Annotated in this window: 17 protein-coding genes; 8 read left to right on the top strand and 9 right to left on the bottom strand. The window is 73.7% G+C overall.

The genetic code is table 11. The features are described 5' to 3' along the window. Positions 1-20: 20 nt before the first annotated feature. Positions 21-602, bottom strand: coding sequence for a TetR/AcrR family transcriptional regulator (locus ABT118_RS00460; RefSeq protein ID WP_350643921.1), 582 nt, complete (start codon positions 600-602; stop codon positions 21-23). A 139-nt stretch (positions 603-741) separates the two neighbouring features. On the opposite strand from ABT118_RS00460, the gene paaN reads away from it, so the two are divergent. Next, positions 742-2,442, top strand: coding sequence for a phenylacetic acid degradation protein PaaN (paaN, locus tag ABT118_RS00455; protein WP_350643920.1), 1,701 nt, complete (start codon positions 742-744; stop codon positions 2,440-2,442). 135 nt (positions 2,443-2,577) lie between these two features. Next, on the top strand, positions 2,578-3,045 hold the full coding sequence (locus ABT118_RS00450) for an SCO4225 family membrane protein (RefSeq protein WP_350643919.1): 468 nt from the start codon (positions 2,578-2,580) through the stop codon (positions 3,043-3,045). Here the strand turns inward: ABT118_RS00450 and ABT118_RS00445 are convergent. Continuing rightward, positions 3,042-4,259, bottom strand: coding sequence for a bifunctional glycosyltransferase family 2/GtrA family protein (locus ABT118_RS00445; protein WP_350643918.1), 1,218 nt, complete (start codon positions 4,257-4,259; stop codon positions 3,042-3,044). The genes ABT118_RS00450 and ABT118_RS00445 overlap by 4 nt on opposite strands. Positions 4,260-4,373: 114 nt before the next feature. On the opposite strand from ABT118_RS00445, the gene ABT118_RS00440 reads away from it, so the two are divergent. Beyond that, on the top strand, positions 4,374-5,846 hold the full coding sequence (locus ABT118_RS00440; RefSeq protein WP_350643917.1) for an FAD-dependent oxidoreductase: 1,473 nt from the start codon (positions 4,374-4,376) through the stop codon (positions 5,844-5,846). A 15-nt stretch (positions 5,847-5,861) separates the two neighbouring features. Here ABT118_RS00440 and ABT118_RS00435 read toward each other — a convergent pair whose 3' ends face one another. Then, entirely contained in the window at positions 5,862-6,584 is a 723-nt protein-coding gene (locus tag ABT118_RS00435; protein WP_350643916.1) for a TetR/AcrR family transcriptional regulator C-terminal domain-containing protein, read from the bottom strand. Between the two features lie 124 nt (positions 6,585-6,708). On the opposite strand from ABT118_RS00435, the gene ABT118_RS00430 reads away from it, so the two are divergent. Next, positions 6,709-8,208, top strand: a complete 1,500-nt coding sequence (locus ABT118_RS00430) for an MFS transporter (RefSeq protein ID WP_350643914.1) — start codon at positions 6,709-6,711, stop codon at positions 8,206-8,208. A gap of 63 nt (positions 8,209-8,271) precedes the next feature. On the opposite strand, the gene ABT118_RS00425 is transcribed toward ABT118_RS00430, so the two are convergent. Further along, positions 8,272-8,817 carry a CGNR zinc finger domain-containing protein gene (locus ABT118_RS00425; RefSeq protein WP_350643913.1) on the bottom strand — a complete coding sequence of 182 codons (546 nt, stop codon included), beginning with the start codon at positions 8,815-8,817 and terminating at the stop codon, positions 8,272-8,274. Between the two features lie 110 nt (positions 8,818-8,927). Between ABT118_RS00425 and ABT118_RS00420 the strand changes: the two genes are divergently transcribed. From ABT118_RS00420 to ABT118_RS00410, 3 genes are read left to right on the top strand one after another with little or no spacing between them, the layout of a single operon-like run. Next, complete coding sequence (locus ABT118_RS00420) at positions 8,928-9,365, top strand: VOC family protein (RefSeq protein WP_350643912.1); 438 nt, start codon at positions 8,928-8,930, stop codon at positions 9,363-9,365. A gap of 30 nt (positions 9,366-9,395) precedes the next feature. Then, positions 9,396-10,283: a pyridoxamine 5'-phosphate oxidase family protein gene (locus ABT118_RS00415; protein ID WP_350643911.1), complete on the top strand. Its 888-nt coding sequence runs from the start codon at positions 9,396-9,398 to the stop codon at positions 10,281-10,283. Between the two features lie 42 nt (positions 10,284-10,325). After that, entirely contained in the window at positions 10,326-11,624 is a 1,299-nt protein-coding gene (locus ABT118_RS00410) for a peptidoglycan-binding protein (protein WP_350643910.1), read from the top strand. 24 nt (positions 11,625-11,648) lie between these two features. On the opposite strand, the gene ABT118_RS00405 is transcribed toward ABT118_RS00410, so the two are convergent. From ABT118_RS00405 to ABT118_RS00385, 5 genes are all read right to left on the bottom strand, one after another. Beyond that, positions 11,649-12,317, bottom strand: a complete 669-nt coding sequence (locus ABT118_RS00405) for a TrmH family RNA methyltransferase (protein WP_502884440.1) — start codon at positions 12,315-12,317, stop codon at positions 11,649-11,651. Next, positions 12,314-14,446, bottom strand: a complete 2,133-nt coding sequence (locus tag ABT118_RS00400) for an FUSC family protein (RefSeq protein WP_350643909.1) — start codon at positions 14,444-14,446, stop codon at positions 12,314-12,316. The genes ABT118_RS00405 and ABT118_RS00400 overlap by 4 nt, the downstream gene beginning before the upstream one ends. 10 nt (positions 14,447-14,456) lie before the next feature. Then, complete coding sequence (locus ABT118_RS00395) at positions 14,457-15,617, bottom strand: HTTM domain-containing protein (RefSeq protein ID WP_502884439.1); 1,161 nt, start codon at positions 15,615-15,617, stop codon at positions 14,457-14,459. Beyond that, positions 15,614-16,237, bottom strand: a complete 624-nt coding sequence (locus ABT118_RS00390; RefSeq protein ID WP_350643908.1) for a DUF5819 family protein — start codon at positions 16,235-16,237, stop codon at positions 15,614-15,616. Before ABT118_RS00390 ends, ABT118_RS00395 begins: the two co-directional genes overlap by 4 nt. 62 nt (positions 16,238-16,299) lie before the next feature. After that, positions 16,300-17,460, bottom strand: coding sequence for a rhodanese-like domain-containing protein (locus ABT118_RS00385; protein ID WP_350643907.1), 1,161 nt, complete (start codon positions 17,458-17,460; stop codon positions 16,300-16,302). A 218-nt stretch (positions 17,461-17,678) separates the two neighbouring features. Here ABT118_RS00385 and ABT118_RS00380 point away from each other — a divergent pair, with 218 nt between their 5' ends. After that, a complete protein-coding gene (locus ABT118_RS00380) occupies positions 17,679-20,384 on the top strand; it encodes an ATP-binding SpoIIE family protein phosphatase (RefSeq protein WP_350643906.1) in 2,706 nt (901 codons plus the stop codon). Positions 20,385-20,408: the final 24 nt, after the last annotated feature.

Raw genomic sequence — 20,408 nt, 5'->3', positions numbered from 1 at the left:
GAGTCTGCCAGCCGGCACTGTCAGGCGCGCAGACCGTCGAAGGCCAGGTGGACCACGGCCTCCGCGACCCCGTCGGCGTGCTTCCCGCCAGGCCGGTACCACTCCACGATCGAGTTGATCATCCCGAACAGCAGCCGGGTGGCCAGCCGGGGTTCGACGTCCGCGCGCAGCTCGCCCGCGGTGACGGCGGCCCGGAGCAGCTCGGCCACCTGGTGGTCGAAGTCCCGGCGGCGCTCCAGCGCCCACTGCTCGGTCGCGGTGTTGCCGCGCACCCGGAGCAGCAGGGTGACGTAGGGCAGTTCGGCCAGCAGCACCTCGGCGGTACGGCGGACCACGTGCTCCAGCCGGTCCACCGCGCGGCCGTCCAGCGCCTCGGGCTCGGCCAGGATGCCGAACAGGGCGTCCAGGGCACGGCCGACGGCGAGCCGGAGCAGCTCCTCCTTGCCCCGGACGTGGTGGTAGATCGAGGACTTGGAGATCCCGGCCGCGCGGGAGAGGTCCTCCATCGAGGTCCCGTCGTATCCGCGCTCGTTGAAGACGCCGACCGTCACCGCGAGCAGTGAGTCGACGGTGTAGGCGGTACGGGTGGTGTTCTCGGCCATGTGAACGAGTATCGCCCGCGACCGGGCCACCCACTCCACCGGTACCGGCACTGCGGTCCGGAACCGCGCCGCCCCATTGACCCGACCGATCGTTCGGTTACGCTGAGGGGTGACCAGTCCGCCCCAAAAGGAGCGCGTCATGACCGCAGCGGCCACCCATCCCGTCGTCGCCGAGCTGATCGAGCGTCACCAGCCCACCCTCACCAGGGCGGTGGAGGCCACCACCGCCCGGGACTACTGGTCGCCGTACCCGGAGTTCCCGAAGGCGTACGGCGAGACCGGCCAGGCCGACGGGCAGGCCGCCTTCGAGGCGCTGCTCGGCAGCGTGTTCGCGCTGGCCGGCCAGCCGACCGACGGCGAGCTGGTGGGCGGCGAGTCCTCGCCGTACGGCATCGAACTGGGCGTCAGCTACCCGCACACGGAAGCCGAGGCGCTGATCGGCGCGCTCGAACTGGCCCGTCCCGGCTGGGCCGCGGCCGGACCGGCCGCCCGTGCGGCGGTCTGCGTGGAGATCCTGGCCCGGATCAACGCCCGCTCGCACGAGTTCGCGCACGCGGTGATGCACACCACCGGCCAGGCGTACGGGATGGCCTTCCAGGCCGGTGGCCCGCACGCGCAGGACCGGGGCCTCGAAGCGGTCGCGTACGCCTTCATCGAGCAGACCCGGCTGCCGCAGCAGGCCTCCTGGAGCAAGCCGCAGGGCAAGCGGGACCCGCTCACCATGGTGAAGGAGTTCGTCCCGGTGCCGCGCGGCCTGGCGCTGCTGATCGGCTGCAACACCTTCCCGACCTGGAACGGCTACCCCGGCCTGTTCGCCTCGCTGGCCACCGGCAACCCGGTGCTGGTCAAGCCGCACCCGCGCGCCACGCTGCCGCTGGCGCTCACCGTCCAGGTCGCCCGGGAGGTGCTGGCCGAGGCCGGCTTCGACCCCAACCTGGTCTGCCTGGCCGCCGAGCACGAGGGCTCGACCATCGCCGCGACGCTGGCGGTGCGGCCCGAGGTGAAGATCATCGACTACACCGGCTCGACCGGGTTCGGCGACTGGCTGGAGGCCAACGCCGAGCAGGCCCAGGTGTACACCGAGAAGGCCGGGGTCAACTCGGTGCTGATCGAGTCCACCGACAACTACCGGGGCATGCTCGCCAACCTGGCCTTCTCGCTCTCGCTCTACAGCGGCCAGATGTGCACCACCCCGCAGAACCTGCTGATCCCGCGCACCGGTGTCCGCACCGAGGAGGGCGGCAAGTCCTACGACGAGGTGGTGACCGACCTCGCCGCCGCGATCGAGGGCCTGCTCGCGGACGACGCCCGGGCCGCCGCCATCCTCGGCGCCGTGGTGAACCCCGGGGTGCTCGGCCGCACGGTCCGGGCCGCCGGGGGCGAGTACGGCGAACTCGCGCTGGCACCGCGGGTGGTGACCTCGCCGGAGTTCCCGGCGGCGACGGTCCGGACCCCGGCGCTGGTGAAGGTGGACGCGGACAAGCCGGACGACCGGGCCGCCTTCCTGAGCGAGTGCTTCGGCCCGGTCTCGTTCGTGGTCGCGGTCGAGTCAGCCGAGGCGGCGGTGGAGCTGCTCGGGCGGACGGTGCGCGAGCAGGGCGCGATGACCGCGGCCGGCTACACCGTGGACGACGCGGTGGAGGCCGCACTGGTGGCCACCTGCCTGGACGCCGGGGTCTCGCTCTCGCTCAACCTCACCGGCGGGGTGTACGCCAACCAGACGGCCGCCTTCTCCGACCTGCACGGCACCGGCGCCAACCCGGCCGCCAACGCGGCCTACTGCGACGGGGCGTTCGTGGCGAGCCGGTTCCGCACGGTCGAGGTGCGGCGCCACAGCTGATCCTCCATCAACCCGCCCCGCCCCGAACAGGTACTCGGGGCGGGGCGGGTTGAGTAGGCGTACTCAGGTGGCGGCCCCCGCCGGCTTCGAGACTGTGTGCAGGCAGAACGAAGCAGTACGGAAACGGAGAACGTCATGGTGCGGCGCCGGTCGAAGGTCGAGATGTGGGTGCCCGGTGCGTACCTGGCCCTGGTGGTCGGGATGCTGGCGTACTGCGCGATCGGCCAGGCGGCCGGGGCGGACCTCGGGTTCTTCGGGATCTGGCCGATCCTGGCCTCGGCCCCGGCCGGACTCCTGCTGACGGCGGTGTTCACGCCTGCCCCGGACCTGGGGGAGCCGGCCCCGCCGGTGGACGGGTACCGCGGCTCCGAGCCGCCCGCGGAACCGCCCACGGAGTTCTTCCCGCCGACGGACCCGCTCCCCGCGGACTGGGCGCCGGACACCTCCGTGGCCGACAAGCTCCCGGCCGGGGAGGCCCTCGGCTTCTACGGTCCGGTCCTGGTCGGCGCCCTGGTCAACGCCGCCGCGATGTGGGCGCTGATCCGCTACGTCGCCCAGCGGCGGGCGGCCGGGCGGGCGCCCGCCCATATCGCCTGGTCCTAGCGTCGGCGCGGGTTGAAGACCCAGACCCGCAGCAGCACGAAGCGGATCAGCGTGGCCAGCGCGTTCGCCCCGACCAGCACCGCCAGTTCGGCCCCGTGCGAGGCGCTGCCCGGGATCAGGGCGATGGCTCCGCTGCTCAGGGCGAGGCCGATCAGAAACGCGATGCCGCCCTCGACCTGGTGCTTGAGGGCGTCCCGGGACCCGGTCACGCCGAAGGTGAAGCGGCGGTTGGCGGCCGTGTTGGCCACGGCGGTGAGGGCCAGCGCGAAGGCGTTGGCCCAGAAGGCCGGGACGAACTGACGGGTCGCCAGGAAGAGCGCCATGAAGGCGAGCGTGCTCAGGGTGCCGACCACGGCGAAGCTGGCGAGCTGCCAGCCGAGGCCGGGCGGCAGCTGGGCCCGGCGGACCCGGGTCGGCAGCTGGTCGAGCCGGTCCGCCCCCGTGAGGGTGCGGCGGGCGACCCGGGTCATGCCCTTGAGGTCGTCCAGCACGGTGCGGACGATGTCGACCCGGCTGTCGGGGTCGTCCACCCAGTCGACCGGGACCTCGTGGATCCGCAGGCCGGACCGCTCGGCCAGCAGCAGGAGTTCGGTGTCGAAGAACCAGGCGTTGTCCTCGACCGAGCCGAGCAGCTGCTGCACCACCTCGGTCCTGGCCGCCTTGAACCCGCACTGGGCGTCCGAGAACTTCGCCGCCATGGTGGCCCGCAGCAGCACGTTGTACCCGCGCGAGATGAACTCCCGCTTCGGGCCCCGGACCACGGCCGAACCCCGGTGCAGCCGGCTGCCGATGGCCAGGTCGCTGTGGCCGGAGAGCAGCGGGGCGACCAGCGGGAGGAAGGCCTCCAGACCGGTGGAGAGGTCGACGTCCATGTACGCCACCACGTCGGCGTCGCTGTCGCCCCAGACCCGGCGCAGGGCCCGGCCCCGGCCCTTGAGGTCCAGGTGGACCGCCTCGACCTGGGGGAGCTCGGCGGCCAGGGCGGTGGCCACCGCCCAGGTGCCGTCGACACTCGCGTTGTCCGCGATGGTGATCCGGTACGGATAGGGGAAGGTCTCTGCCAGGTAGGCGTGCAGCCGGCGGACGCACCGCTCGACCGTGTGCTCCTCGTTGTAGACCGGGACGACCACCTCGACGAGTTTCGTCCTGGTCGGACGTTCGTTGGCAGGGGGTGGGCCGACCACGGTCGTGCCCCGGGGTGCGAGCTCTGTCATGACAGTGAGATTCACAGCGTCTGATGGGCCCGCCATGATGGAAGGCTGAGAGGGAGCTTAGAAGGCTCAGGTGCTGAGCCGAGCCGAACGCTGGTCCGATCAACGGGAGATGGCATGTCCGACAATCAGCTGGCCGCCGATGTGGTGATCGTCGGCGCGGGCCCGACCGGGCTGCTGCTGGCCGGTGACCTGGCCACCGCCGGGCTGCGGGTGACGGTGCTGGAGAAGCGCGGGGCGGAGTCCAACCTGACCCGGGCCTTCGCCGTGCACGCCCGCACCCTGGAGCAGTTGGACGCCCGGGGGCTGGCCGACGAGCTGATCGCCACCGGGACGGCACTGGGCGAGCTGCAGCTGTTCGGCAGTCTCAAGGTGGAGCTGTCCGCGCTGCCCAGCCGGTTCCCGTTCGTGCTGGTCACGCCGCAGTACAACGTCGAACGGCTGCTCCAGGAACGGGCGGTGAAGGCCGGCGCGGTGCTGGTCCGGGGCGCCGAGGTGACCGGGCTGCGGCAGGACGCGCAGGGTGTCGAGCTGGAGACCAGGGGCGGCGAGAGCTACCGGGCCACCTACGCGGTCGGCGCCGACGGCGTGCGCAGCGCCGTCCGGGACCTGCTCGGCATCCCGTTCCCCGGGGAGTCGGTGGTGAGTTCGGTGCTGCTGGCCGACGTCCGGGTGGAGCGGCCGCCGGCCGAGACGCTGGCGGTGGCGGCCGGGGAGAACGGCTTCGCCTTCCTGGTGCCGTTCGGTGACGGCTGGCACCGGGTGATCGCCTGGGACCGGAACCGCCAACTCCCGGACGGCGCACCGGTGGAGCTGGCCGAGATCAGCGAGATCGCCCGGGACGCGTTCGGGGTCGACCACGGGCTGCACGACGCCCGCTGGGTGTCCCGGTTCCACAGTGACGAGCGCCAGGTGCCCAACTACCGCTCCGGACGGGTCTTCCTGGCCGGGGACGCCGCGCACTGCCACTCCCCGGCGGGCGGGCAGGGCATGAACACCGGGCTCCAGGATGCCGCCAACCTGGGCTGGAAGCTGGTCGGCGCGGTCCGCGGCTGGGCCGCCGACGCCCTGCTGGACACGTACCAGACGGAGCGTCACCCGGTCGGACGGGCCGCCGTGCGCAGCTCGGGCGCGCTGGTGCGGCTGGCGCTGGCGAACTCGGTGCCGACCAGGCTGCTGCGGTCCGCCCTGGTCTCGGCGGCCAACCTGCTCGGCCCGCTGGGCGAGCTGGGTGCCCGTCAGGTGTCCGGGATCGAGATCCACTACCCCGCCCCGAAGGACTCCCACCACCTGGTCGGCCGCCGGATCCCGGACCTGCGGCTCGCCGTCGACGAGCCCGGCGCACCGTCCCGGCTGTACGAGGCGCTGCGCGGCGGCCGGGCCGTGCTGGTCTCCAACGACGACCAGCAGCCGGTGCTCGAACCCTGGGAGGACCGGGTGGTCGCCGCCGCCCCGGCCTCCCCGCACGGCAAGCTCCGGGACACCGTCCTGCTGGTCCGCCCCGACGGCCACGCCGCCTGGGCGGGCGTGGACCCGAGCCGGGCCGAGATCCGCCGCGCACTCACCCAGCTGCTCGGGCCGGAGGTCTAGGACCGGGCCGGAGGTCTAGGACCGGTCGGGCAGCCGCAGGGCCAGGCCGTCCAGGATCACCTCGAGGCCGTAGGCGAACTTGCCGTCCCGGCTTCCGGCCGGGTCGGGAGCACCTTCGGCGTACGCGTCGACCAGGTGGTCGTGGCCGGCCGCGGCCTGCCGCGCGGCGGGCATCAGCCGGGCGATGAAGGCGGCCTCGGTCTCACCGGACCGGGCCACGGCGGTGAGCCAGGCCGCCTCCGTGGTGGTCATCCCGATCACGTAGCAGAGGACGGTGTCGATCGCGGCGCTCGGCTGGTCGAAGCCCGCCGCGGTGAACAGCGCGGCCAGCCGCTCGGAGAACGCCATCAGGTTGGGGCCCAGGTAGGCGAGCCCGGCCTGGCCCAGCACCGAGGCCAGCCAGGGGTGGCGCAGCGCGGTCGCCCGGAACGAGGCGGCCGCCGCGGTGACCGCGGCCCGCCAGTCGGGGCCGCCGGCGGGCGGGACCACGATCTCGGCCACCACCTGGTCCACCGCGAGCTCCATCAGCTCGTCCTTGGTCGCCACGTGCCGGTAGAGCGAGGTCGCGCCGGCGTTGAGCCGGGCGCCGAGCTTGCGCATGCTCAGGGCCTCGATGCCGTCGGCGTCCAGCAGGACGATCGCCTCGCGGACGATGGCGGACCGGCTGAGCGAGGGCTGGTCCGCCGCGCGCTGCTGCCGGGCCCAGACGGACGGGATCGGGGTGCTCTTCTCTGCCATCTCACTCCCTCGTGCGCACAGCGTTCGCTCCAGCGTACAGCGACAGGGGATTGCGCACACTGTTCGCTAATGCATACAGTGTTCTCACTGAAGGAACAGTGTGCGCAGCTCGGAAGGAAGTCTCATGGAACCCCGCAATCCACGTCGCTGGTGGATCCTGGTCGTGCTCTGCCTGAGCACGCTGGTCCTCGTGGTCGACAGCATGGCCCTGACCGTCGCGGTGCCGTCGATGACCCGGGACATCGGCGCCAGTGCCCAGGACACCCAGTGGATCCTGGACTCCTACATCCTGGTCTTCGCCGGTCTGTTGCTCACCTCCGGCAGCCTCGGGGACCGGTTCGGCCGCCGGAAGGTGATGATCATCGGCCTGCTGCTGTTCGGGGCCGCCTCACTGGCCGCGACCTTCTGCACCGACCCCGCCGAGGTGATCGCGGCCCGGACCGCGATGGGTGTCGGCGGGGCGCTGATCATGCCGTCGACCCTGTCGATCCTGATCACCGTCTTCGACGAGGACGAGCGCGGCAAGGCGATGGCGGCCTGGGGCTCGGTCTCGATGCTCGGCCTGGTCGGCAGCCCGGTGCTCGGCGGGGTGCTGATCGACCACTTCTCCTGGCACTCGATCTTCTTCATCAACGTCCCGGTCGTCGTCCTCGCCGTCCTGGCCGCCCTCACCCTGATGCCGGAGTCCAAGGGCCCGTGGCAGAAGCCGGACCCGCTCGGCGCGGTGCTCTCCGCCGTCGGCATGACCGCCCTGATCTGGTGGATCATCGAGATCCCGCAGCACGGCGCCTTCGGCGACCGCTCGCTGGTCACCCTGGTGGTCGCGGTGCTCGCCCTCGGCGGATTCGTGGTCTGGGAGAACACCACCCCCGCGCCGATGGTGCCGCTGGGCCTGTTCCGGAAGCGCAACTTCAGCGGCGGCTCGCTCTCGCTGACGCTGGTTCAGATCGGCAACGGCGGCCTGCTGCTGGTGCTCACCCAGTACCTGCAGTTCGTGCTGGACTACTCGCCGGTCAAGGCGGGCCTCGCCTTCGTGCCGCTCGCCGTCGCGGCCCTGATCGGCAACGGGGCCGGCGCCGGGCTCACCAAGCGGATCGGCAACCGCCTGCTGGTGCTGGTCGGCATGCTCGTGATGGCCGCCGCCTTCGCCCTGCTCGCCACCGTCACCGCCGACACCGGCTTCACCGTCCCGGCGGTCGCGCTGGGCCTGCTCGGCCTCGGCGCCGGCCTGGCCATGCCGGCCGCGGTCGGCGCCCTGATGAGCACCATCCCGACCGAGCAGGCGGGCGTCGGCTCCGCCCTGAACGACACCATCCAGCAGGCCGGCACCGCGCTCGGCATCGCCATCCTCGGCTCGCTGCTGACCAGCGGCTACGCCGCCGGGATGCCGGCCGACGCCCCCGCGGCGGCGAAGCAGTCGATCACCGGCGCACTGGCCGGCGCCCAGGGCGACCCCGGCCTGGCCGCCACCGCCCGGGACGCCTTCACCCACGCCATGTCGACCACCTTCACCATCGGCGCGATCGGCGTGCTGGCCGCCGCCGTGCTGGCCGCCCTGGTGCTGCGGGACCGCCGCTCCGAGGCCGTCGAGGCCCCGGCCCAGGAGGCCGGTCTGGCCGTCTGACCCGACCGCCCGATCCGGACTGCGGAAGGCCGGTGCCCCGACGGGGCGCCGGCCTTCGGCGTGCTAGCGGGTGACCTTCTCGTAGTGGCGGGCCGCCTTGGCGCGGTTGCCGCAGACCGCCATCGAGCACCAGCGGCGGCGGCCGTTCTGCGAGGTGTCGAAGAAGTGCAGGATGCAGGTCTCGTGCGCGCAGGCCTTGATCCGGTGCGGGCCCTGCCGGAGCAGCCCCAGGTAGTCGTCGGCGGCCAGCCAGGCGGCCAGCCAGGCGGGGGAGTCCACCTCGACCGCCTCGGCCGGGCCGGTCGCGGTCAGGGTGTGCCGGATCCTGCCGTGCGCCAGCACCTCGTTCAGCGCGGTGGGTTCGGGCTCGCGCTGCTCCTCGGCGGCCCGGACCAGGCCGGCCAGCGCCTCCCGGGCGGCGAGCACGGCGGCCAGCCCGTCCGCGTCGTCGGGGCAGCGGTCGGCGAGACCGGCGGAGGAGAGCCAGATCCCGTAGCCGCCGGGTGCGGCCAGCAGGTCCTGCGGGTTGGTGGCGCTCCACCGCGTGTTGAGCAGATCGAGCGAGAGCGGCTCGCCGATCAGGGGGCGCGGGTCACGGGGGTCGGCCATGCCGCCGATTCTACTTCTAACCAGTTCAACCGTCTGTAGTGGTTGACGGCTCGATTTTCTAACCTCTACTATCGGCAGTACAGGTTAGCCATTTCGTCCCGGGAGCTCCCATGCAGACTGGCCACATCGGGCTCAACGTCACCGACGTCACCCGCTCCACCGCCTTCTACCAGCAGGTGCTCGGCCTGGAGCCCGCCGGTGAGGGCACCGAGGCGGACCGGCGCTTCGCGTTCCTAGCCCTCGACGGCAGGCTGGTGCTGACGCTCTGGCAGCAGAGCAAGGGCCGCTTCGACACCGGCGCACCCGGCCTGCACCACCTCTCCTTCCAGGTCGATTCGCTGGACGAGGTACGGGCCGCCGAGGAGCGGCTGCGCGGGCTGGGCGCCGAGTTCGCGTACGACGGCGTGGTCCCGCACGGCGAGGGCGCCGGCTCCGGCGGGATCTTCTTCACCGACCCCGACGGCACCCGGCTGGAGATCTACACCCCGAGCGGGGTCGAAGGCGTGGCCGCTCCGGCCGGCGCCGCCCCGACCTGCGGGTTCTTCTAGCCGACCGGACGAGGACGGAGGCGGACCAGCATGAGCACCAGGACCTTCCACCCCGGCGAACGGGCCGTACAGGCCAGAGCGGGCGTCCAGGACCGCGCGGACCACGTGGGCCGGGGGATCGGCGCGGTCATCCCGGCGGTGGCCGCCCGGTTCCTGAGTGAGCGCCGGACCCTCGTGGTCGGTGCCGCCGACCACGACGGACGGCTCTGGGCCGGCCTGCTCAGCGGCCCGGCCGGCTTCCTGGCCGCCGACGGCGAGCGCACCCTCGCGGTGGCCGCCCGCCCGGCGCCCGGCGACCCGCTCGCGTCGGTACTGACCGCCCCGGCCGAGGTCGGCACGATCGCGCTCGACCCGGCGGGCCGGCGGCGGATGCGGCTGAACGGCCGCGCCGTCCCGGACGGCCGGGGCGGGCTGCGGATCACCGCCGAGCAGGTGTACGCCAACTGCCCGAAGTACATCCAGCGCCGCCACCCGCTCGACACCCCGTCCGCCCCCGCGCTGGTCGGCTCCGGCACCCGGCTGAGCACCCGTCAGCAGCTGGCGGCCTCGACCGCCGACACCTTCTTCATCGCCAGCTCGGGGCCGGACGGCGGGGTCGACGCCTCGCACCGGGGCGGGAACCCGGGCTTCCTCACCGTGCACGGCCCCGGGCTGCTGAGCTGGCCGGACTACCCCGGCAACAACATGTTCATGACCCTGGGGAACCTGGAGCTGCACCCCGCCGCCGGGCTGCTGCTGCCCGACTGGGAGACCGGGGGCGCCCTGATGCTCTCCGGCCGGGCCGAGCCGGACGCCGACCGCACGGTGTGGTTCACCGTCGAGCGGGTGGTCGAGCTCGCGGGCGCCGCCCCGCTGCGGTGGACCGAGCCGGAGTACTCCCCCGCCAATCCGCCGTCCGCGCCCTCGGCACAGAGATAAGTCCTATTTGTAACCTTTGGGCTGATACATCGACAGCTCACGGTGGAACACATCTCCTCCAGCACACCCGAGGAGAGGCAGGGTCAGACCGTGCTGATCGAGTTCACCGAGATAGAACCGGACCTCAGCTGCGCCTGCGGGGGCTGCTCGGCCCGGCGGCTGGCCCGGATGCACGGGGCCGGCCCGGCCGACGGCGGCCACCGTTCCGCCCGGGGGGCCCGCCGGGCCGCCGTCCTGTTCGCGGCGGTCGGCACCGTGCTCGGCGGCAGCGCCGCGGCCGGCGCCGCCCCCACCCCCCAGCCCAGCGGCGCCGCGGCCGGCTCCACCCCGCAGGGCGCGGTCAGTCCGCTGTTCGGCGGGTCCACCGCGCCGGCCCCCCGGCTGCGGTCCGCCACCGCCGCCACCACCCGGGCCGAGATCCTGGCCCGGGCCCAGCGCTGGGTCGACCAGCAGGTGCCGTACAGCATGAGCAGCTACTGGTCCGACGGCTACCGGCAGGACTGCTCCGGCTTCGTCTCGATGGCCTGGGGCCTGGGCAGCAGCCAGACCACCTGGACCCTGCCCGACTACGCCACCCGAATAGGCCGCAGCGAACTCCAGCCCGGCGACGCCCTGGTCTACAACAACCCGGCCAACCCCGGGGCGGGCTCGCACACCGTCGTCTTCGGCGGCTGGACCAACGCCGCGCAGGACCAGTACCTGGCGTACGAGCAGACCAGGCCCGGCACCAGGAAGCGGGCCACCCCGTACGCGTACTGGAGCAACTCCGGCTCCTACGTCGCCTACCGCTACCGCGGTCTGGACGGCCCCCGGGCCGACGGCTTCCCCGGCGCGGACAGGTTCGGGCCCGGGCAGAGCAACGAGTACGTGCAGCGGCTCGGCGAGATGCTGGTCAAGCGCGGGGCCGGACGCTTCTACGGCGAGGGCCCCGACCCGAGCTGGGGCGAGGCGGACCGGAAGGCGACCGAGGCGTTCCAGCTGGCCCAGGGGTGGCGCGGTGCCGAGGCCGACGGGCTGCCGGGCAAGGACACCTGGGACTACCTGGTCAACGGCAGGGGCCAGGACATCCCGGCGGTCTCGCCCCCGCCGGTACCGCCCGCCGCCGTTCCCTACCCCGGCGCGGACGCGTTCGGGCCCGGACGGTCGAACGACCAGATCAGGATGCTGGGCGAGCAACTGGTGAAGAAGGGCTACGGCCGCCACTACACCGAGGGCCCGGGCCCCGCCTGGTCCGAGAGCGACCGGCTCAACGTCGCCGAATTCCAGACCGCCCAGGGCTGGACCGGCAGCGAGGCGGACGGCCTCCCGGGGCCGCACACCTGGCGGCTCCTTTTCGGCTAGCCCGGGCCGGCGCCGGCAGGGCCCCTATCCGCCCGAGGCGTGCGCCTTGATCCAGCTGTGCATGGCGATGGCGGCGGCCGCGCCCGCGTTGATGGACCGGGTCGAGCCGAACTGGGCGATGGAGCAGACGGCCGCGGCGTGGGCCCAGGCCTCCTCGGTGAGGCCGGGGCCCTCCTGCCCGAACAGCAGGATGCAGCGCTCAGGCAGCGGGTAGGTCTCGATCGGAACGGCACCGGGGAGGTTGTCGATGCCGATGATCGGCAGGTCGTGGGCCTGGGCGAAGGCGGCCAGGGTGGCGACCGAGTCGTGGTGGCGGACGTGCTGGTACCGGTCGGTCACCATGGCGCCGCGCCGGTTCCAGCGGCGGCGCCCGACGATGTGCACCTCGGCGGTGAGGAAGGCGTTGGCGGTGCGGACCACCGAGCCGATGTTGAAGTCGTGCTGCCAGTTCTCCACCGCGACGTGGAAGCCGTGCCGCCGGGTGTCCAGGTCGGCGACGATCGCCTCCCGGGTCCAGTACCGGTACTGGTCGGTGACGTTGCGTCGGTCGCCGTGGGCGAGCAGCTCGGGGTCGTAGTGCGGGCCGTCCGGCCAGGGTTCGGGGTGCGGGCCGACCCCGATCTCGCGGTCGTCGGGGACGAAGGCGTCGTCGTACTGCTCGCCCGCGTGCGGGGTGCCGATGCTGCTGCTCACGCCCCCGAGGGTACGGGGCGCTTGGCGCGGGTGGCCTTCTCCAGGTCGGTCAGGGCGGAGAGCAGCAGCCGGGAGCCCGCCCGGGCCACCTCGACCCGGTCGCTGCCGGCCTGGTCGCCCAGCTGCGCCTCCCAGCGCCGGTGCGCGTCGCGCAGCGCGGTGAAGTCGACCGGGTCGCCGATCAGCAGCGCGGCGGCGGCGATCGCGGTGGCGTCCCGCAGCTCCTCGGCGAACTCGGCCGTGCCGGGGACCGGGTCGGCGTCCTCGGGCGGCAGGTGGGCCTCCATCAGCACGGCGCTGCGGCCGAGCAGGCCGATCGCGGAGCGGGCCCGGTCGATCTGCTTGCGGGACAGCTCGGGCAGGTGCGAGTCGTGCCGGACCGGCTCCGCGTCGGCCCGTTCGATCGCCTGGAGCAGCTCCGAGCGGGCCTCCCGGGAGTCCAGCAGGGCGGTCCGGACGTCCCGGTGCTCCGAGCCGGCCGGGTCGCCGAAGACCGCGAGCACGGCGGCGGCGTACCGCCCGGCGGCGGCCAGCCACTCGGCCAGGCGCTCGGCCAGCCGGGCGGTCTGCCAGGTGGGGAAGAGGGCGTAGGCGAGCAGCGCGATCGAGCCGCCGAGCAGGGTCAGGGTGATCCGTTCGGCGGCGGTCTGCAGCGGGTTGCCCGGCTGCAGGCCGAGCAGGAAGACCACGTAGCTGGAGACGCAGGCGGTCATCACCGCGTAGCCCGTACGGAGCGTCAGATAGGCACCGCCCATGAAGGCCACCGCCAGCGCGGCAGAGAGCCACTGGCCGGGGTGGAAGAGCTGGACCACGGCGGTGCTGACCGCGACGCCGACCACGGTGCCGGCCAGCCGGGCCACGCCCCGGCTGTAGGTCTGGGCGAAGTCGGGGCGCATCACCATGGCGGCGGTGAGCGGGGCCCAGTAGCCGTGGTGCAGGTGGAGCAGGTGGGCCGCCAGGTAGGCGGCGGTGACCACGCAGGAGAGCCGGACGGCGTGCTGGAACACGGCCGAGTGCGGCTGGAGCTGGCGACGGACGGCCAGGGCCGCGACCGGAAGCAGCCGGAACAGCGACGGCCGGTGCAGGCCGGGGCCGATCACCGGGCTGCTGACGGTGTCCTGGTCGTGCTTGTCCAGGGTGTCGACGGCCTTGCGGAGCAGCACGGTGAGCCGGCGGGCGGAGCGGCGGGCGGCCCCGGTGAGCACGCTGCGGCCCTCCTCCGCGTCCCTGGCCTCCCGGCCGACCATGGTCAGGGCGGGGGTGGACTTGGGCAGCCGGAGCGGGTCGCCGGTACGGATCGCCCGGGCCAGCGCGTCCATCGCCTCGGCGGCCGCGGCCAGCACCTCGCGGGCCCGGTCCCGCTCTGCGCCTTCGGCGGCGGCGCCGACCTTGGGGTCGGCCAGCGCGGCCAGGGTCGGGCGGACGCGTTCGGCGATGCCGCGCAGCCCGTTCAGCTCGGCCGGGCGGTGCTTGGCCTGCCAGGGGGTGAGGGCGGCGGCCTGCCGGGCCAGGATGAACGGGGCCGGGTCGACGTGCGCGACCGGGTCCTGGCGCAGGCGGCGGGCGTAGTCGGCGAGTCCGGCGTAGGTGTCGGCGAGCGCGTCGCGCTGGGCCCGCCAGCTCTCGATCGGCCAGAGCGTGACGACCAGCGCCTGGGTGCCGCCGCCGAGGGCGCAGAGCAGTCCGTGACCCAGGGCGGTGGGGATGCTGACGGGCAGTTGGACCACGACCAGCATCACCGAGACGGTGGTGCTGGCCACCACGCCGCCGCTCGGGCCGATCGACCAGGCCAGCCCGGCGGCGAAGGCCCAGACCGCGAGCAGCACCGGGAAGGCGCCGGGGATGCCGACCGCCAGGTAGCCGCAGAAGGTGCTGACGCCCAGTCCGATCCCGGCCGCGACGGCGAGCGAGGCGCGGGGGCGGAAGCTGCGCTGGAAGGTGGCGGTGCCGGCGATGAAGGCGCCCATCGCGGCGGAGGTGGCGGGCCCGGGGCCGGCCAGCGCCAGGGTGGGGAAGACCACCAGCGCGGCGGCGACCGCCCCGCGCAGGGCGCGCTTGGGGTTGGAGAGGGTCCGGTCCACCTTCAGCCCGGCGCGCACGCTGTCACGCAGGGCCGCAAACCAGGACATACGGCACAGCTTAGACGGTGGACCCCCGGGAACCCCGCACTCGGCGCTCGACCCACAGCAGGGCGGCGGTCGGCAGGAAGACCGCGTCGGCGGCGATCATCGCGAGCGAGAAGAACGGCAGGCCGAGCAGGACCGCGATGGCCAGGTGCTCGGCGATCATCAGCGCCAGCAGCACGTTCTTGAGCCTGCGGTTGAACAGCGTGAACGGGAACGCGACCTGGATGATCACCGTCCCGTAGCTGAGCAGGAAGACCACCAGCAGGCTGGAGCCGACCACCCCGGAGAGCCAGGGCCAGGGGGTGAAGTAGTCCAGGTGCAGCGGGTAGTGCAGCGCGGTGCCGTCCTGCCAGCGCGAACCCTGCACCTTGTACCAGCCGGCCGTGGCGTAGATCAGCACCACCTGGACGGCGATCACCAGCATGGCGCAGTTGTGCAGCATGGTGGCCAGCGCGTCCAGCACCGCGCGCGCCTCGCCCTCCGGGCGCCACCGGCCGACCGCCCACCAGAGCGCGGCCACCAGCCAGAGCAGCCACGGCCAGGACGGCGGCCCGGCCGCCAGCAGGGCGCCGAGCAGCAGCCAGAGCCAGAGCGCGCCGCCGTCCCGGCCGCGCCGGGCGTCCAGCGACCAGACCCGGGCGCAGCGGGTGAGCACCAGGTAGACCGCCATCAGGTGGACCACGTTGTCGCCGCCGTCCCCGACGAAGACGTTGCGGTTCTGCAGCGAGAGCACCGTGACCAGGAAGACCGCGCCGCTGGCCCTGGTCCGCCAGCCGAGCGCGAACAGCACCGCCGCCACGATCGCCAGGTGGTAGACCAGCTCGAACCAGAGCCGCCCCTGGTACCAGGGCAGCACCGTGAAGGCGTGGTTCTCCGCCAGCAGCCGGCCGGCCAGCTCGGCCGACCAGGGCGACAGGTCCCCGTACAGCACCCGGCGGTTGGGCCACTCCCGGAGCAGGTAGCCCGCCCAGGCCAGGGCGAAGCCGATCCGGGCCACCGCCGCCTGGTACGGCGCGAGCGGACGGGTGGTGAAGGTCTCGAAGGCAGCGCGCAGCCGGCCGGAGCCGCGGGCCCGGGCGAGCGGGCCGCGCTGCCGGGGGATGGCCTCCAGCAGCCGGCGCTCCGGCTGCGGCGGGGTCTCCCGGGCCGGGGTGTGCTGCGGCGGCGTGGTCACCACAGCCCCCGCAGGTCCGCCTCGTCCACCGGCCACCAGGCCAGCTCGCGGTACTTCGGCGCGGTGTCCACCTGCTCGCGGCTCCAGGCCGGCGGGGCCAACTCGGAGGTGCTGGACCGCAGTTGGAGCTGGAACAGCCGCTTCTCCGGGGCCGGCGGGCCGAGTCGCTGGAGCGCGATCCGCTTGAGGTACTGCTCGGCCAGCCGGGGCCGGGCGCCGGTGCTCTCCTGCTCCCCGTGGGTGGCCTCGTAGAAGTCCCAGGCCCGGCGGAGCAGGTTCTGGTCCACGTGGCTCGGCGCCGGATTGCCCCGGACCGCCTCGATGTCACCCGCCGTCAGACCGCCCCACTCCCCGGTGGTCACCGTGCCGTCGGCGGCGATGGTCTGCACCCGGACGTCCACCGCCACGTTCTGCTGGAGCGGATTGGGCGCGAACAGCCGCCAGTTCTGCTCGAACTCCGGGTAGACCACCGCGTCCAGCTCGGTCCGGTACCGCTGGGAGAGCGCGTTGGACGGCGCCGAGTGCAGGAACAGCGCGGCCAGGAACAGGGCGGTGCCGCCGAGCAGCACCGCCCCGGTGCCGCAGAGCACCACCAGCGCCGGGGTGGACCAGGTACGCACGGCCGGATCCTCCCGTCGGGCTGCGGTTGCCCGGTCATCCTGCCCTACGGGGACGGGAGCTACTAGAGAACGAAGGCGTCCCGGCCGTCGCTGCTCACCATCGGGCGGCCGGCCGCCTCCCAGGCGAACATGCCGCCGTCCACGTTGACCGCCTCGCGGCCCTGGGCGACCAGGTACTGCACCACCTGGGCGGACCGGCCGCCGACCCGGCAGAGCACGTACAGCTTCCCGTCCGGGAGCTCCTCGATCCGGGCGATCACCTCGCCGATCGGGACGTGCAGGGCGCCGTCCACGTGCCCGGCGTCCCACTCGTCCTGCTCGCGGACGTCGAGCAGCGGGGCGTCGGCGGGCACCGAAGCGGCATCGGTGGTGGGGATCTGCTGCGCGAACATCGTCTGGGTCTCCTGGGTCCGTTGGTGGTCAACGCCATTGTCGCCCGGAGCGGCCAGCAGCCGCTCCAACTCGGCCTGCTTCGCCGCCGCCTGCCCGAGCAGCTGGTCGGCCAGCTCCTCCAGCAGCCGGTCCGGCTCCTGCGGGGCGAGCCGGAGCAGCTCGCCCATCGGGGTGTTCTCCAGCCGCACCTGCTCGGTGGCCAGCCGGCCGATCTTCCCGGTCAGCCACTCCAGCCGCTGGCGCAGCCAGTCCAGCCGGTCCGGCGCCTCCGGGGCCGGGGCCGCCTCCGGCGCGGTGGACCACTCCTCGGTCAGCTCGGCCAGTGCCCTGGCGTCGCCGTGCGCGTACGCCTCGTTGACCCGGGCGATGAAGGCCACCCGGCGCTCCTGCTCGGCCGGGTCGGTGGTCAGGTCCGGGTGCGCCCGGCGGGCCAGCTCGCGGTAGAGCCGCTGCGCCTCCTTGTCCGGGCGGACCCGGCGGGGCGGCTCGGGCTCGGCCGGGGCCTCCGGCGGCAGGCTGTCGAAGAGCGCGTCCAGGTCGGGCAGCTCGTCCACCCGGTGCCGCGCCTCGGCCGCCCGGCGGACGTCCTCCGGGTCACCGGTCCGGGCCGCCACGGTCTCCGCGACCAGGGCGTCCAGCTCGTCCAGGCGCGCGTACAGCGGGCCCAGCAGCTGGTGGTGGATCAGCGCGAAGTTGTCGATCTCGACCCGCAGGGTCTCGACGTCCACCTCCAGCGTCAACCAGGCCAGCTCGGTCGCCGCCACCCGTTCTTCCAGCTGCCAACGCTCCTGGTCCGCCCACTGGACGGGGCTGCTGCTCTCCGCGCTCACCTGCTGTGCCTCCGTCCGGGGGATACGGCCTGTCACCCTACCCGGGCGGCTCCGGCTGAACCGGTGGTACAAGGGGGCGTGCAGAGGGTGACACGCAACTGATACTTACGAATCTCCCCGATTCGCTTTCAGTGTCGTCCCCCGCCGTGCTTCGCTGGAAGGTGCAGCGGGACCGGACAGACAGGAAGCGGCGGCCAGGGCGGGAGCAGACCCAATTCATGGTGGACCAGCCAGACCCCACACCGTCGGCTGACCAGCCGTCAGTCGTCGCCCTGGTGCGACTGGCCGCCGTGCTGGTCGATCCGGACGGCCGGATCGCGTACTGGAACCGGGCGGCCGAGGAGCTGTTCGGCCACCGGGCCGAAGTGGCCTTCGGCCGGACGGCCTCCGGGCTGCTGCCCGCCGTCGAGCCCCGCCCGGAGACGCTGCCCAGATCGGCCGGCTCCGCCCGCAGGTGCGACGCGCTGGACACCCTCGACGACCTGACCCAGACCGGCAGCGCCGCCTGGGCCGGCCCGATGGCCGTGATCGACCGGGAGGAGCGGCTGCGGGACGTGTTCTGGTGGGCCTACCCGGTGACCGAGCCCACCGGCCGGGGCCTGCTCGCACTGGCCGCCGACGCCCGCCCGCTGCGCACCGGCGGGCCCAGGATCGCGCTCGGCGCGCACCACCTCCCGTTCGCCCCCGCCCCCGGGCCGGTCGGCGGGCTGCACCGGGTCGAGCCCGCCCTGACCCCGCCCGGGCAGGGCGACGCCGGGCCGCTGGCCGCGCTGCTGCCGAGCTGCTCCGCGGAGCGGCGGGTCCGGCTGCTGGCCCAGCTCGGCGCGGCGGGCCTGCCCGCGCTCTGGGTGGACGCCACCACCCGGCTCCCGGTGCAGCCGTACGAGCCCGCCGGTCCGCTGCGCGCCATCGCCACCGGCCTCGGCCGCCGCTACCCGACCGCGCAGCAGCGGGCCGCCCAGCCCCGGGCCGGGCGGCGTCCGGCCGAGCCGCAGCGCCCGGCCGCCGACGGCTCCCTCCAGGTCCTGACCAGCGGCAACGGGGCGGTCCCCGCCCCACGCGGGGCGAGCACCCCGCTGCCGCCCCCGTCCACCGTCCCTACTCCGGGAGGCCCCGCCATCGATTCCGCAGCCGACCGCACCGGGAGCGCCACCAACAGCAACAACAACAACGGCAGTACCAACGGCACCGGCTGGGTGCACCGCCCGGGGCCGCCGCAGCCCGCCGCCCCCTCCCCCGCCGTCGAGGTGCTGACCAACAGTCAGGCCGGCGAGCAGCTGGCCCTGCTGAGCGAGGTCGGCAACCGGGTCGGCACCACGCTGGACCTGGACACCACCGCGCGCGAGCTGTGCGAGGTGCTGGTGCCGAGCATCGCCGACTTCGCCTGCGTCGACCTGCGGGACGGGCTGATCTCCGACTCGGTGCTGCCGATCGGCCGCCCCTCCGACACCACGATGCTGCGCCGGGTGGCCCGGGCCTTCAACGCCACCTCGGGCCAGTGGGAGCACGTCCTGGACGAGGGCGCGCTGCTGGCGATGCCGCGCTCCACCCCGCCCGGCCTGGCCCTGCAGGAGAACCACCCGGTGCTGGTCCCGGTGATCAACCCGGACGTGGCGGTCGACTACGCGGCCTCGCTCGGCGGCCCGGAGCTGGTCCCGGTGGTGATGGACCGTTCGATGCTGGTGCTGCCGCTCTCGGCCCGGGGCACCGTGCTCGGCATCCTCAAGCTGATCCGGCTGCCCGACCGGGCGCCGTTCGACCACGCCGACGCGGCCACCCTGCGCGAGCTGGCCGCCCGGGCCGCGCTCTCGCTGGACAACGCCCGGCTGCACCGGATGGAGGCGAAGACCGCCACCATCCTGCAGCGCTCGATGATCCCGACCCGCCCGCCGAAGATCCCCGGCGTCCAGATCGCGCACCGCTACCTGCCCGGCGACCAGAAGGCCGAGGTGGGCGGCGACTGGTTCGACGCGATCCAGCTGCCCGGCAGCCGGGTCGCCCTGGTGGTCGGCGACGTGATGGGCCACGGCCTGCTCTCGGCAGCCGCGATGGGCCGGTTCCGGACGGCGATGCAGACCCTGGCCGCGCTCGACCTGCCGCCCGGCCAGCTGCTGCGCCACCTGGACAACCTGGCCCACAAGCTCGGCGACGACCACCTGGCGACCTGCCTGTACGCGGTCTACGACCCGATCAACCGGACCTGCGAGCTGGCCAGCGCCGGGCACGTGCCACCGGTGCTGGTGCACCCGGACGGCACCGGCGAGCTGCTGGAGATCCCGTCCGGCGCGCCGATCGGGGTCGGCGGGGTGCCGTTCGTCTCGAAGAAGATCGACGTCTCGGACGGCTCGATGCTGGTGCTCTGCACCGACGGCCTGGTCGAGGTCAGGGGCGGCGACATAGGGGCGGGCCTGGCGGCGCTCTGCGGGAACCTGATCGACCCGAAGCAGAGCCCGGAGGAGGCCTGCGACGTGGTGCTGGAGCGGCTGCACTCGGAGGACCGGCAGGACGACATCGCCCTGCTGGTGGCCCGCTTCGACGGGGTCGCGCCGACCGACGTGCAGACCTGGGAGCTGGCGGTGGACGAGACCGAGGTCCGCCGGGCCAGGAAGCTGGTCCGCGAGCAGCTGGCCGCCTGGCAGCTGACCGGGCTCACCGACACGGTGGAGCTGCTGGTCAGCGAGCTGGTGACGAACGCCGTCCGGGTCGCCCGGGACCACGTCCAGCTCCAGCTGATCCGGGTGGACAAGCTGCTGGTCGAGGTCAGCGACGACAACCACAACCTGCCCTCGCTGGAGCCCTCGGAGGAGCTGGACGAGAACGGCCGGGGCCTCAACCTGGTGAGCAAGCTGGCCGAGAAGTGGGGCACCGCCAGGAAGGCGGTCGGCAAGGTGGTCTGGTTCGAGCTGGGCCTGCCGCGGAGCTGAGCCGTCCGGGGAGAGCCGGCCGGC

This window comes from Kitasatospora sp. NPDC002040 (assembly GCF_040296785.1).
Taxonomy (GTDB): domain Bacteria; phylum Actinomycetota; class Actinomycetes; order Streptomycetales; family Streptomycetaceae; genus Kitasatospora.
This window is presented reverse-complemented; position numbering and strand designations above follow the sequence as displayed.

What these genes read in the sequence shown, in the direction of transcription:
- ABT118_RS00425 (WP_350643913.1), bottom strand. Translation starts at nt 8,817, where the DNA reads ATGGCCGACCCCCGTGACCCGCGCCCCCTGATCGGCGAGCCGCTCTCG.
- ABT118_RS00430 (WP_350643914.1), top strand. Translation starts at nt 6,709, where the DNA reads ATGGAACCCCGCAATCCACGTCGCTGGTGGATCCTGGTCGTGCTCTGC.
- ABT118_RS00400 (WP_350643909.1), bottom strand. Translation starts at nt 14,446, where the DNA reads ATGTCCTGGTTTGCGGCCCTGCGTGACAGCGTGCGCGCCGGGCTGAAG.
- ABT118_RS00415 (WP_350643911.1), top strand. Translation starts at nt 9,396, where the DNA reads ATGAGCACCAGGACCTTCCACCCCGGCGAACGGGCCGTACAGGCCAGA.
- ABT118_RS00435 (WP_350643916.1), bottom strand. Translation starts at nt 6,584, where the DNA reads ATGGCAGAGAAGAGCACCCCGATCCCGTCCGTCTGGGCCCGGCAGCAG.
- ABT118_RS00445 (WP_350643918.1), bottom strand. Translation starts at nt 4,259, where the DNA reads ATGACAGAGCTCGCACCCCGGGGCACGACCGTGGTCGGCCCACCCCCT.
- ABT118_RS00450 (WP_350643919.1), top strand. Translation starts at nt 2,578, where the DNA reads ATGGTGCGGCGCCGGTCGAAGGTCGAGATGTGGGTGCCCGGTGCGTAC.
- ABT118_RS00380 (WP_350643906.1), top strand. Translation starts at nt 17,679, where the DNA reads ATGGTGGACCAGCCAGACCCCACACCGTCGGCTGACCAGCCGTCAGTC.
- ABT118_RS00460 (WP_350643921.1), bottom strand. Translation starts at nt 602, where the DNA reads ATGGCCGAGAACACCACCCGTACCGCCTACACCGTCGACTCACTGCTC.
- ABT118_RS00420 (WP_350643912.1), top strand. Translation starts at nt 8,928, where the DNA reads ATGCAGACTGGCCACATCGGGCTCAACGTCACCGACGTCACCCGCTCC.
- paaN (WP_350643920.1), top strand. Translation starts at nt 742, where the DNA reads ATGACCGCAGCGGCCACCCATCCCGTCGTCGCCGAGCTGATCGAGCGT.
- ABT118_RS00440 (WP_350643917.1), top strand. Translation starts at nt 4,374, where the DNA reads ATGTCCGACAATCAGCTGGCCGCCGATGTGGTGATCGTCGGCGCGGGC.